Raw genomic sequence first — 12,454 nt, forward strand, 5'->3', positions numbered from 1 at the left:
GATGGGGTTCGCCCGTACGTGCTCGGTGGCGCTGGTCGGCGTCGAGGGCGTGGTCGTGGAGGTCCAGGCAGACCTGGAACCGGGAGTGGCGGCGTTCACACTGGTGGGGCTGCCGGACAAGAGCCTGACGGAGAGCCGCGACCGGGTCAGGGCGGCGGTCGTCAACTCCGGGGCGGAATGGCCGCAGAAGAAGCTCACCGTGGGGCTCAGCCCGGCGTCGGTGCCGAAGGCGGGCAGCGGCTTCGATCTGGCGGTCGCCAGCGCGGTCCTGGGCGCCGCCGAGCGGATCGACCCACGGGTGCTCGCCGACCTCGTGATGATCGGCGAGCTGGGCCTGGACGGCAGGGTGCGGCCGGTCCGGGGCACGCTGCCCGCGGTCGTCGCGGCGGCCGACGCCGGGTACGAACAGGTAGTGGTGCCCGAGTGCGCCGCCGCCGAGGCCTCGCTGGTGCCGGGCGTGTCCGTGCTGGGCGTCCGCAGCCTGCGCCAGCTGATCGCCTTCCTCACCGACGAGCCGGTGCCCGAGGAGGAACCCGCCCACCAGGGACGGCCCGACCCGCTCCTCGCCGGACTGCGGATGCCCGGCACCGGCGCGGCCACCGGCATGCACAGCACCTGCGCGGCACAGTACGACACCGGCCACGACCTCGCGGACGTCGTCGGCCAGCTCCCGGCGCGGACCGGGGTGGAGGTGGCGGCCGCCGGCGGACACCACCTTTTCCTCGAAGGGCCGCCGGGGGCAGGAAAAACCATGCTTGCGGAACGGCTGCCCTCGCTCCTGCCCCCGCTCGACCGGCAGGAGTCCCTGGAGGTCACCGCCGTGCACTCGGTGGCCGGCCTGCTGCCCCCGGACAAACCCCTGATCGACACCGCCCCCTACTGTGCCCCGCACCACTCGGCCACCATGCAGGCGCTCGTCGGCGGCGGCCCCGGTATGGCCCGCCCCGGAGCCGTGTCGCTCGCGCACCGGGGCGTGCTCTTTCTGGACGAGACCCCCGAGTTCGGCAGCCACGCCCTGGACGCCCTGCGCCAGCCGCTGGAGGCCGGGCACGTCGTCATCGCGCGAAGCTCGGGTGTGGTGCGCTTCCCGGCGAGGTTCCTCATGGTGCTCGCCGCCAACCCCTGTCCCTGCGGCCGCTTCTCGCCGAAGGACACCCTGTGCGAGTGCCCGCCCTCGTCGATCCGCCGTTACCAGGCCCGGCTGTCCGGCCCGCTGCTCGACCGGGTCGACCTGCGGGTCGAGGCCGAACGCGTCACCCGCGCCGAACTGACCGCCGACGGGGCCTGCGGAGAGTCCACCGCCACGGTCGCCGACCGGGTGCGCGCGGCCCGGGAACGCGCCGCGAGGCGGCTCGCGGGCACCCCGTGGCGCACCAACAGCGACATCCCCGGACGGGAGCTGCGCAACCGCTGGCACGCGGTACCCGGCGCGATGGACGACGCCGAGCGGAGTCTGGAACGAGGCGTGCTCAGCGCGCGTGGACTCGACCGGGTGCTGCGGGTCGCGTGGACCGTCGCCGACCTGGTCGGCCGCGACCGGCCCGACGCCAGGGACGTCGCTCTCGCCCTGCACCTGCGCACCGGCGTCCCGCGCGGGGTGCCCATGGCGATCGGGGCGCTGACATGAGCGGCGCGGCCGGGTTCGCGGCCGAGCCCGTGGAAGGACCCGTGGACGGCGAACTCCTCGCCCGGATCTTCCTCACGCGCGTGGTCGAACCCGGCGACGAGACCGGTGGGCGGTGGGTGCGGGAACTGGGCGCGCGGGAGGTGGCGGCGCGGCTGCGGGCAGGGGGCGAACCGCTGCCGGGGGCGAGCGGCCGGCGCTGGGCCGGGCTGCTGGCGCGGGCCGAGCGGGCCGACCCCGGCCGGGACCTCGCCGTCGCGCGGAGCGCCGGGGTGCGGTTCGTGTACCCCGGGACGGCCGAGTGGCCCCGGCAGCTCGACGACCTGGGGGACGGCCGGCCCCTCGGGCTGTGGGTGCGCGGCCCCGCCGACCTGCGGATGTGGGCGCTGCGCTCGGTCGCCGTCGTCGGCGCCCGCGCCTGCACCGAGTACGGCGCCCACATGGCCGCCACCCTCGCCGCCGAGCTCGCCGAGCGCGGCTGGGTCGTGGTCTCCGGCGGCGCCTACGGGGTCGACGGCGCCGCTCACCGCGGAGCGCTCGGCTCGGGTGGTGCCACCGTCGCCGTACTCGCCTGCGGCGTCGACCGGCCCTACCCGCGCGGACACACCGGGCTGATCACCAGGATCGCGGAACAAGGGCTGGTCATCGGCGAGTTGCCGCCCGGCGATCACCCGACTCCGAGCAGGTTCATTCTCCGCAACCGGGTCATCGCCGCACTCACCCGGGGCACCGTGGTCGTCGAAGCCGCGCACCGCAGCGGCTCCCTGGTGACCGCCAGGGCGGCCGGGCACCTCGGACGTCACACGATGGGAGTACCGGGACCGGCCACCAGCGGACGCTCGGCCGGGGTGCACGAACTGCTGAGACAGGGCGCGGTACTGGTCACCGATGCCGCGGAGATCGTCGAACTGGTCGGGGACATGGGCGAACTGGCCCCGGAACGACGTGGGCCGGTGCTGCCCCGGGATCTGCTGCCACCCACCGCCCACCAGGTCCTCGACGCGCTGCCCGCGCGCGGCGCGGCCCTCGCCGACGGGATCGCGTGCGACGCACGGACCACCCGGGACGACGCGATCGCGAGACTGTACGAACTGCGAGCACTTGGTTACGTCGAACGACACGGCGACGGCTGGAAGTTGACACGCCAGGCGGTGATCCCGGCCGACGACGGTTCAGAGGTTCCCTGACACAGGGTGTTCGGCCGTCCGGGGGAACGGCCACAGCCCTTGGAAAATACGTCAGTTGGAGCACCCGGGTGGTCACACAGAGCGACGTGGTTCACCCGGTGGGGTGGTGTGCGGGACCCCCTCACGCTCGCCCCGACCTCACTTCCTCGCACACCGCGACCCCATAGTCACGCTACGCTCGCAAGCGTCCCGGCGCGGAACGACAGCGGGGAAGGATGCCCGGCAGGCGAGACCGCAGGCGGTACGGGCAAGCGGCACAGACAGGCAGCTCGGCATCAGACAGACAGCTCACCCAGGCAGTACCAGTCCACTGCAGAACGGCACAAGGCGACGAATGCCCCAGCACACCTCCGGGTCCGACCGGGCGGCGATCCACCCAGCCGCCCGCGACGGTGGCAGCGTGCGGCCGCCCGCTCCCTCGACGCTCGACGAGCTGTGGCGGTCGTACAAGGCGACGGGCGACGAGCGGCTGCGGGAGCAGCTGATCCTGCACTACTCGCCGTTGGTGAAGTACGTCGCGGGCCGGGTCAGCGTGGGGCTGCCGCCCAATGTCGACCAGGCGGACTTCGTCTCCTCCGGGGTGTTCGGGCTGATCGACGCGATCGAGAAGTTCGACGTCGACCGGGAGATCAAGTTCGAGACCTACGCGATCACCCGCATCAGGGGCGCGATGATCGACGAACTGCGGGCCCTGGACTGGATTCCGCGCTCGGTGCGGCAGAAGGCGCGCAAGGTGGAGCGGGCGTACGCGACGCTGGAGGCACGGCTCAGGCGTACGCCGACGGAGAGCGAGGTCGCCGCGGAGATGGGCATTGCCGTGGACGAGCTGCACGCGGTTTTCAGCCAGTTGTCGCTCGCCAACGTCGTCGCGCTGGAGGAGCTGCTGCATGCCGGGGGCGACGGTGGCGGCCGGCTCAGTCTGATGGACACCCTGGAGGACACCGCCGCCGACAACCCGGTGGAAGTGGCCGAGGACCGGGAGCTGCGACGGTTCCTGGCGCGGGCGATCAACACACTCCCGGAACGGGAGAAGACCGTGGTCACGCTGTACTACTACGAGGGGCTCACCCTGGCCGAGATCGGCCATGTGCTGGGGGTCACCGAGAGCAGGGTCAGCCAGATCCACACCAAGTCCGTGCTCCAGCTCAGGGCGAAGCTGGCGAGCTTCCGGGGCTGAGCCGACCGGCTCGGCCTGTCGGCTCGGCCTGTCGGCTCGGCCTGTCGGCCGAGCCGGCCGCCGGGCCCGGCGGCGGAATGCGGCCGTGCGACCTGCGGTTTCGGCCGGGGACTCCCGCCCCGCGCGGCGCGTCCGTAAAGTGGTGGCGTGCCAAGGATTCGAGCGGCCTCTGTGGCCGAGCACCGGTCGATGCAACGCGCCGCCCTGCTGGACGCGGCACGCTCCCTGCTGTCCGAGGGCGGTACGGAGGCGCTGACCTTCCCCGCCCTCGCCGAGCGCACGGGCCTGGCGCGCTCGTCCGTCTACGAGTACTTCCGGTCCCGGGCGGCTGTCGTCGAGGAACTGTGCGAGGTCGACTTCCCGGTCTGGGCGGCCGAGGTGGAGACGGCGATGGCCGCGGCCGACGGAGCTGAGGCCAAGATCGAGGCGTACGTCCGCAAGCAGTTGGAGCTGGTCGGGGACCGGCGTCACCGGGCCGTGGTGGCGATCTCCGCGAGCGAACTCGACGCGGGTGCCAGGGAGAAGATCCGCGCGGCACACGGCGGCCTTATCGCGATGATCGTCGAGGCCCTGGGCGAACTGGGTCACGACCAGCCCCGGCTCGCGGCGATGCTGCTCCAGGGTGTGGTCGACGCAGCGGTGCGCCGCATCGAACTCGGCGCCGCCGAACATCCGGAGACCATCACGGAGGCGGCGGTCGCCATGACCCTGCGCGGCGTCCGGCCCTGACTGCCGCCCCGCCGCCGCCCCACCGCCCCATTGCCGCGGCCGCCCGTCGCAGCCCGCCCGGCAGGTCACTCGGGTACCGGCAGGCCGAGGACCGGGAGGAGCCTCGGCGGACCGTCGCGCAGGAGCCAGGGCGGGAGCAGGGCGAGCGGGTCGAGGTAGACGTCCGCTCTGAGCAGGCCCCAGTGAAGGCAGGGTGCCGCGCAATGAGGGCTCCTCTCCGGGGACGGCGCCGCCACCGCGCCGATCACCTCGCCCGGCACCACCTCGGCCCCTTTCCCCACCGACGGGAGGACCGGCTCGTAGGTGGTACGCAGCGGCGGCGTCCCCGTGCCCGACAGCTCCACCGAGACGACGCCCCGCCCGGCCACCTGCCCGGCGAAGGAGACCCGGCCCGCAGCCACCGCCCGCACCGGCGTCCCCGGCGCCGCCGCCAGGTCCACTCCCCGGTGCCCGCGCCCGTACGGGGTCTCCGGCGGTTCCCAGCCCCGCAGTACCCGGGGCCGTACCCCCACGGGCCAGACCCGTCCGACGGCCGGCACTCCGGGCTCGACGGCCGGCACTCCGGGCTCGGCGGCCGGGGCCCCGGCACGGGGGACCGGAGCCGGCTCCCCGGCCCCGGCCCCGGCCGGCTCCCCGGCCCCGGCCCCGGCCGTGAGCAGCAGCGGCAGTGCCGCCGGCAGTGCCGACGGCGGCGGCGACAGCAGGGCCGTCGGGGTCAGGACCAGCAGGACGATCAGGCGCGCCCACATCCTCGGAAATCGGCTCATTCGCATGCCGGAGAGCCTCCCCGGAATCCGTGATCACGGCCCGGACCTGTGGACCACCACCCGGTTGTGGACAACGGCGTCACCCAGTACCCCCCCGGGTCCCGTACACTTCTGGTGGCGACCCGGGTCACCGGGTCGACTTCGCACGCCCCGACATCAGGACTGGTCACGACCGCTCCCGATGTCAGCGCCCCTCGGTCCTTCGTGGCAACGGCGCGTCGTGGGCGTCAGGCGCGGGAGCCGCCGGCTCCCGCGGTACAACCGAGAAAATCAAGGAGATACGGCTATGGCCGTCGTCACGATGCGGGAGCTGCTGGAGAGCGGCGTCCACTTCGGTCACCAGACCCGTCGTTGGAACCCGAAGATGAAGCGCTTCATCTTCACGGAGCGCAACGGCATCTACATCATCGACCTGCTCCAGTCGCTGTCGTACATCGACCGCGCCTACGAGTTCGTCAAGGAGACCGTCGCCCACGGCGGCACGGTCATGTTCGTCGGTACGAAGAAGCAGGCGCAGGAGGCCATCGCGGAGCAGGCCACCCGCGTCGGTATGCCGTACGTCAACCAGCGCTGGCTGGGCGGCATGCTCACCAACTTCTCGACCGTCTACAAGCGTCTGCAGCGCCTCAAGGAGCTCGAGCAGATCGACTTCGAGGACGTGGCCGCCTCCGGCCTCACCAAGAAGGAGCTGCTGGTCCTCTCCCGCGAGAAGGCCAAGCTGGAGAAGACCCTCGGCGGTATCCGCGAGATGCAGAAGGTGCCCAGCGCCGTCTGGATCGTGGACACCAAGAAGGAGCACATCGCGGTCGGCGAGGCCCGGAAGCTCAACATCCCGGTCGTCGCCATCCTCGACACCAACTGCGACCCCGACGAGGTCGACTACAAGATCCCGGGCAACGACGACGCGATCCGCTCCGTCACCCTGCTCACCCGCGTGATCGCCGACGCGGTCGCCGAGGGCCTCATCTCCCGCTCCGGTGTCGCCACCGAGGGCAAGGGCGAGAAGGCCGCCGGTGAGCCCCTCGCCGCGTGGGAGCGCGACCTGCTCGAGGGTGAGAAGAAGGCCGACGAGACCCCGGCCGCCGCCGAGGCCGAGAAGCCCGCCGAGGCCCCCGCCGCGGACGCCGTCGAGGCCCCCGCCGCGGACACCGTCGAGGCCCCCGCTGCCGACGCCCCGGCCGCCGCCGAGGCCGAGAAGCCGGCTGAGGAGGCCCCCGTGGCCGCCGACGCCCCGGCCGCCGAGGCCGACCAGGCCTGAGCCGCCCGTCAGTGCTGATGACGGCGGGAGCGGGTGACATGATCCCCCATTGCCTGAAGGGCATGGGAGATACCTCCACCGCTCCCGCCGTTCACCCGTAGGTGCGCGGCGCGTCACGGTTTCCCAGCTCGGACAGTCCACTGTGGACCGCAGACCCCGCAGATCTCCGATTCTCCAGACTTCGAGAAAGAATCACAGACTCATGGCGAACTACACCGCCGCCGACGTCAAGAAGCTCCGGGAGCTCACCGGCGCCGGCATGATGGACTGCAAGAAGGCGCTGGACGAGGCCGAGGGCAACGTCGAGAAGGCCGTCGAGGCGCTCCGTATCAAGGGCCAGAAGGGCGTCGCCAAGCGCGAGGGCCGCTCCGCCGAGAACGGCGCCGTGGTCTCGATCATCGCCGACGACAACTCCTCCGGCGTCCTCGTCGAGCTGAAGTGCGAGACGGACTTCGTCGCCAAGGGCGAGAAGTTCCAGGCCGTGGCCGACGCCATCGCCAAGCACGTCGTCGCGACCTCCCCGGCCGACCTCAAGGCCCTGCTCGCCTCCGAGATCGAGGCCGGCAAGACGGTCCAGGCGTACGTCGACGAGGCCAACGCCAACCTGGGCGAGAAGATCGTCCTGGACCGTTTCGCCCAGTTCACCGACGGCTACGTCTCGGCGTACATGCACCGCACGATGCCCGACCTGCCCCCGCAGATCGGTGTTCTCGTCGAGTTCGACAAGCAGACCGACGAGATCGCCGCGGTCGCCAAGGGCATCGCCCAGCACATCGCCGCCTTCGCGCCGCAGTACCTCTCCAAGGAGGACGTGCCGGCCGAGGTCATCGAGACCGAGCGCCGCGTCGCCGAGGAGACCACCCGCGCGGAGGGCAAGCCCGAGGCCGCCCTGCCGAAGATCGTCGAGGGTCGCCTCAACGGCTTCTTCAAGGACGCCACCCTGCTGGGCCAGCCCTACGCGCTGGACAACAAGAAGTCCGTCCAGAAGGTTCTGGACGAGGCCGGTGTCACCCTGAAGCGCTTCACGCGCATCAAGGTCGGCATCTGAGTCCGTACCGCGACGGGCGTACGACCCCTATAGGGTCGTCGGCAGTCGTTCGGACACGCCGTCACGCACGCGCGCGTGCCGGACGACAGCAGATCTGACGAGGAGGCCATTGCCGCATGGGATGCGTACCACACCCCACCGGCAGTGGCCTCCTTCGTATGTGCAACAGGTGAAAGAGGCGGGATCCCCGATGACCAAGGCTGAGAAGAGCCACGACGGCACAGTGCACGGACGCTTTCTGCTGAAGCTGTCCGGAGAGGCCTTTTCCGGTGGCGGAGGCCTGGGCGTCGATCCCGACGTGGTGCACGCCGTCGCACGCGAGATCGCGGCAGTCGTCCGTGACGGCGCCGAGATCGCCATCGTCATCGGCGGCGGCAACTTCTTCCGCGGTGCCGAACTCCAGCAGCGCGGCATGGACCGGGCCCGCTCGGACTACATGGGCATGCTCGGCACCGTGATGAACTGCCTCGCACTCCAGGACTTCCTGGAGAAGGAGGGAGTGGACTCCAGGGTCCAGACCGCCATCACCATGGGCCAGGTCGCCGAGCCCTACATCCCGCTGCGGGCCGTACGGCACCTGGAGAAGGGCCGCGTGGTCATCTTTGGCGCAGGCATGGGCATGCCGTACTTCTCCACCGACACCACCGCCGCCCAGCGTGCCCTGGAGATCGACGCCGAGGCCCTGCTGATGGGGAAGAACGGGGTGGACGGGGTCTACGACTCCGACCCGAAGACCAACCCCGACGCGGTGAAGTTCGACCACCTCGGGTACGGCGAGGTCATCACGCGTGATCTGAAGGTCGCCGACGCCACGGCCGTCACCCTGTGCCGCGACAACAAGCTCCCCATCGTCGTCTTCGAACTGCTGGCGGAGGGCAATATCGCGCGCGCCGTCAAGGGTGAGAAGATCGGCACGCTGGTGGGTGACCCGACGGACCGGAAGTGACCGGACCACAAGCACCCGTCCGAGGGACGACACCCCCGGGGGACGGACGGGGCGGGCCGGGCCGGGGGATGGACAATGTCCCACCGGTCGGGAACCGTGCAGGAAGAAGACGCGACGCAGCCGGCCGCCGCCCCGACAGGGAACCGCGGCCGGGCCTACTCAAGACACGCAGGAGCAAGTGGTGATCGAAGAGACCCTCCTCGAGGCCGAGGAGAAAATGGAGAAGGCCGTCGTGGTCGCCAAGGAGGACCTCGCCGCGATCCGCACCGGTCGTGCGCACCCGGCGATGTTCAACAAGATCGTGGCCGACTACTACGGCGCGCTGACGCCGATCAACCAGCTGGCCTCGTTCTCCGTGCCCGAGCCGCGCATGGCCGTGGTGACGCCGTTCGACAAGAGCGCACTGCGCAACATCGAGCAGGCCATCCGCGATTCCGACCTGGGCGTCAACCCGAGCAACGACGGCAACATCATCCGCGTGGTGTTCCCGGAGCTGACCGAGGAGCGCCGTCGCGACTTCATCAAGGTCGCCAGGACCAAGGGCGAGGACGCCAAGGTCTCCATCCGCGCCGTGCGCCGCAAGGCCAAGGACGGCATCGACAAGATGATCAAGGATGGCGAGGTCGGCGAGGACGAGGGACGCCGTGCGGAGAAGGAGCTCGACGACACCACCGCGAAGTATGTCGCCCAGGTGGACGAGCTCCTGAAGCACAAGGAAGCGGAACTCCTCGAGGTCTGATGAACGAATCTTCCTGGGGGGCGCCGCCGCAGGCCGGGGACTGGGGGCCGCCCGACCAGGGGGCCGTCCAGGGAGCTGTCCCGGCGGGTCCCCCGTACGACGCGCACCACGCGCAGCAGACTCGCCCCATGCCGATCGTGCCCGGCACGCCCGAACACGGCGGTGATCAGGAGACGGACCGGAGGGCTGCCCGGCCGAGCGGCCCTCTGTTCCGAGACGAGCCGACACGGGCGCGCCCCCACCCCGGGGAGATGCCGCAGAATCCGGAGCCCATGCCCGACGCCCCGCAGCCGGCGCCCCCGCCGCAGAAGAAGAGCGCGGGGCGTGATCTGCGTGCCGCGATAGGGGTGGGCGCCGGGCTCTGCGCGCTGGTCGCCGTGTCACTGTTCGTCGTCAAGGCCGTCTTCGTCGGCGTCGTCGCCGTCGCCATCGTCGTGGGCCTGCGGGAGCTGACGAAGCGGCTGGAGGAGCGCAAGGGCATCAAGGCGCCGTTCGTGCCGCTCGCCGTCGGTGGTGCGGCCATGATCGTCGCCGGATACGTCTGGGGCAGCGACGGCGCGTGGATCGCGATGGCGCTCACCGCGCTGGCGGTACTGGTCGCGCGGATGGCCCAACCGCCCGAGAACTACCTCAGGGACGTCACGGCGGGGGTCTTCGCCGCGTTCTACGTACCGTTCCTGGCGACCTTCGTGTCGATGATGCTGGCCGCGGACGACGGGCCCTGGCGGGTGCTGACGTTCATAGTGATCACGGTCGTCGCCGACACCGGCGCGTACGCCATCGGCTGGCGCTTCGGCACGCACAAGCTCGCCCCCCGCATCAGCCCCGGCAAGACCCGCGAGGGCCTGCTGGGCGCGGTCGCCTTCGCCATGGTGGCGGGCACGCTGTGCATGCAGTTCCTGATCGACGACGGCACCTGGTGGCAGGGACTGCTGCTCGGGCTCGCCGTCTCGGTCAGCGCCACCCTCGGCGACCTGGGCGAGTCCATGATCAAGCGGGACCTCGGTATCAAGGACATGGGCACACTGCTGCCGGGGCACGGCGGCATCATGGACCGTCTGGACTCCCTGCTGCCGACGGCTCCGGTGGTGTGGTTGCTGCTGGTGGTCTTCGTCGGGTCCGGGTGAGGGAGGGGCGCGGCGTCGTGCGGCGCCGTGCCGCAGATGGATACGGCATGGACCGTCTGGACTCCCCGCTGCCGACGGCTCCGGTGGTGTGGTTGCCGCCGGCGGTCTTCGTCGGGAGCCGGCCGTCCGCCTCCGGCGTCATTCGAGCCCCCGCGCACATCGGCATCGTGCGCGGGGGCTCGTCCCGTCGCAGGAAGGGCTCGGCCGGGCCCGGGCACGTCCCGCCCCACAACCCCCTCCTGCCCGGCGTGTGCGCGCATCGGTAAGGTATCCGCCATGGCGCAGGCAAGGCTCGGGGCGGACGGCAGATACCGGGGTGACCTGCCATGCCGGTGGTGCGACACCCTGATCGACCAGGACGGGCGGCGCACACCGCGCCTGTACTGCCGTATGTCCCACCGCTGGAAGAGCTACGGCTCGTGGGTCGCGGCCCTGGTCGGCGGCTTGTTCTGACCGGTTCCGGGCACCTCGGCCGGTCCGCGCGGTCACCCGGTTGGATCTGCGACACTGGTACAGCTATGCCTAAGCCCGGAGAACTCGTATTCGCAGCGCCGCGCGGAGCCAAGAAGCCGCCGCGGCACCTTGCCGACCTCACGCCCGCCGAGCGCAAGGAGGCGGTCGCAGCGGCCGGTGAGAAGCCGTTCCGTGCCAAGCAGCTGTCGCAGCACTACTTCGCGCGGTACGCGCACGACCCGGAGCAGTGGACGGACATCCCGGCCGGCTCCCGTACCCGGCTCCAGGAGGCGCTGCTTCCCGAGCTGATGACCGTCGTACGGCATCTGTCGACCGACGAGGGCACCACCCGCAAGACGCTGTGGAAGCTGTTCGACGGGACGCTCGTGGAGTCCGTGCTGATGCGGTACCCGGACCGGGTGACCATGTGCATCAGCTCGCAGGCGGGTTGCGGGATGAACTGCCCGTTCTGCGCCACCGGGCAGGCCGGTCTGGACCGGAACCTGTCCACCGCGGAGATCGTGCACCAGATCGTGGACGGCATGCGGGCGCTGCGGGACGGCGAGGTGCCGGGAGGGCCGGCTCGGCTGTCCAACATCGTGTTCATGGGGATGGGCGAGCCGCTCGCCAACTACAACCGGGTCGTGGGCGCCATCCGCCGTCTCACCGATCCGGAGCCGGACGGACTCGGGCTGTCGCAGCGTGGGATCACCCTGTCCACCGTGGGACTGGTCCCGTCGATCCACCGGTTCACCGACGAGGGCTTCAAGTGCCGCCTCGCCATCTCCCTGCACGCGCCCGACGACGAGCTGCGCGACACCCTGGTTCCCGTGAACACGCGGTGGAAGGTGCGCGAGGTGCTCGACGCCGGCTTCGCGTACGCGGCCAGGTCGGGACGGCGCCTGTCCATCGAGTACGCGCTCATCCGGGACATCAACGACCAGGCGTGGCGCGGTGACCGCCTGGGACGGCTGCTGAAGGGCCGCCCCGTGCACGTCAACCTGATCCCGCTGAACCCGACGCCCGGCTCGAAGTGGACCGCCTCGCGGCCCGAGGACGAGAAGGCGTTCGTCGAGGCGATCGCCGCGCACGGTGTGCCGGTGACCGTCCGGGACACCCGTGGACAGGAGATCGACGGGGCCTGTGGCCAGCTCGCCGCGAGCGAGGGGTAGCCTGGCCGCAGTACGGACAACTTCATACCGGTCGAAAACGTCATCTTCATATTCCGACAGGGGAGCGCCACAGCGCTGAGAGTGCGGCGACGGCCGCAGACCCTCCGAACCTGGCCCAGGTCATTCTGGGTAGGGAGATCGGTCACCACTCGAGCTGTAGCGCCCTGCCCGGTGCCCATCAGGGTTCCGGGCGGGGCCGCGTCTCTTCCTGGTCACCCCCAGGAGGG

At 71.2% G+C, this 12,454-nt stretch carries 12 protein-coding genes and 1 riboswitch; of the genes, 11 read left to right on the plus strand and 1 reads right to left on the minus strand.

Going from position 1 to position 12,454, the window contains the following annotated elements:
• Nucleotide 1: 1 nt before the first annotated feature.
• From V4Y04_RS26760 to V4Y04_RS26775, 4 genes are all read left to right on the plus strand, one after another.
• Nucleotides 2–1,627 (plus strand): YifB family Mg chelatase-like AAA ATPase, encoded by a 1,626-nt coding sequence (locus V4Y04_RS26760; RefSeq protein WP_332430882.1) that lies wholly within the window; start codon nucleotides 2–4, stop codon nucleotides 1,625–1,627.
• Complete coding sequence (dprA, locus tag V4Y04_RS26765) at nucleotides 1,624–2,811, plus strand: DNA-processing protein DprA (RefSeq protein ID WP_332430883.1); 1,188 nt, start codon at nucleotides 1,624–1,626, stop codon at nucleotides 2,809–2,811. The genes V4Y04_RS26760 and dprA overlap by 4 nt, the downstream gene beginning before the upstream one ends.
• A gap of 334 nt (nucleotides 2,812–3,145) precedes the next feature.
• On the plus strand, nucleotides 3,146–3,988 hold the full coding sequence (whiG, locus tag V4Y04_RS26770; protein ID WP_332430884.1) for an RNA polymerase sigma factor WhiG: 843 nt from the start codon (nucleotides 3,146–3,148) through the stop codon (nucleotides 3,986–3,988).
• A gap of 171 nt (nucleotides 3,989–4,159) precedes the next feature.
• Complete coding sequence (locus V4Y04_RS26775) at nucleotides 4,160–4,717, plus strand: TetR/AcrR family transcriptional regulator (RefSeq protein WP_332433013.1); 558 nt, start codon at nucleotides 4,160–4,162, stop codon at nucleotides 4,715–4,717.
• Nucleotides 4,718–4,782: 65 nt separating this feature from the next.
• Here V4Y04_RS26775 and V4Y04_RS26780 read toward each other — a convergent pair whose 3' ends face one another.
• Nucleotides 4,783–5,490, minus strand: coding sequence for a M23 family metallopeptidase (locus V4Y04_RS26780; protein WP_443080092.1), 708 nt, complete (start codon nucleotides 5,488–5,490; stop codon nucleotides 4,783–4,785).
• Nucleotides 5,491–5,770: 280 nt separating this feature from the next.
• Between V4Y04_RS26780 and rpsB the strand changes: the two genes are divergently transcribed.
• The 7 genes from rpsB (at nucleotide 5,771) to rlmN (ending at nucleotide 12,227) form a co-directional block, all read left to right on the plus strand.
• On the plus strand, nucleotides 5,771–6,742 hold the full coding sequence (gene rpsB / locus V4Y04_RS26785) for a 30S ribosomal protein S2 (protein WP_332430886.1): 972 nt from the start codon (nucleotides 5,771–5,773) through the stop codon (nucleotides 6,740–6,742).
• 202 nt (nucleotides 6,743–6,944) lie between these two features.
• A complete protein-coding gene (gene tsf / locus V4Y04_RS26790; protein WP_332430887.1) occupies nucleotides 6,945–7,790 on the plus strand; it encodes a translation elongation factor Ts in 846 nt (281 codons plus the stop codon).
• A gap of 190 nt (nucleotides 7,791–7,980) precedes the next feature.
• Nucleotides 7,981–8,736 (plus strand): UMP kinase, encoded by a 756-nt coding sequence (pyrH, locus tag V4Y04_RS26795; RefSeq protein ID WP_332430888.1) that lies wholly within the window; start codon nucleotides 7,981–7,983, stop codon nucleotides 8,734–8,736.
• Nucleotides 8,737–8,917: 181 nt separating this feature from the next.
• Nucleotides 8,918–9,475: a ribosome recycling factor gene (gene frr / locus V4Y04_RS26800; protein WP_332430889.1), complete on the plus strand. Its 558-nt coding sequence runs from the start codon at nucleotides 8,918–8,920 to the stop codon at nucleotides 9,473–9,475.
• Nucleotides 9,475–10,602, plus strand: coding sequence for a phosphatidate cytidylyltransferase (locus tag V4Y04_RS26805; protein WP_332430890.1), 1,128 nt, complete (start codon nucleotides 9,475–9,477; stop codon nucleotides 10,600–10,602). Before frr ends, V4Y04_RS26805 begins: the two co-directional genes overlap by 1 nt.
• Nucleotides 10,603–10,878: 276 nt before the next feature.
• The gene (locus V4Y04_RS26810; protein ID WP_332430892.1) at nucleotides 10,879–11,055 is read left to right on the plus strand and encodes a hypothetical protein; all 177 of its coding nucleotides are present in this window, start codon (nucleotides 10,879–10,881) and stop codon (nucleotides 11,053–11,055) included.
• Between the two features lie 65 nt (nucleotides 11,056–11,120).
• Nucleotides 11,121–12,227: a 23S rRNA (adenine(2503)-C(2))-methyltransferase RlmN gene (rlmN, locus tag V4Y04_RS26815; protein ID WP_332430893.1), complete on the plus strand. Its 1,107-nt coding sequence runs from the start codon at nucleotides 11,121–11,123 to the stop codon at nucleotides 12,225–12,227.
• 48 nt (nucleotides 12,228–12,275) lie between these two features.
• Nucleotides 12,276–12,381, plus strand: a riboswitch (TPP riboswitch).
• Nucleotides 12,382–12,454: the final 73 nt, after the last annotated feature.

This window comes from Streptomyces sp. P9-A2 (genome assembly GCF_036634175.1).
GTDB classification, from domain to species: Bacteria; Actinomycetota; Actinomycetes; order Streptomycetales; family Streptomycetaceae; genus Streptomyces; species Streptomyces pratens.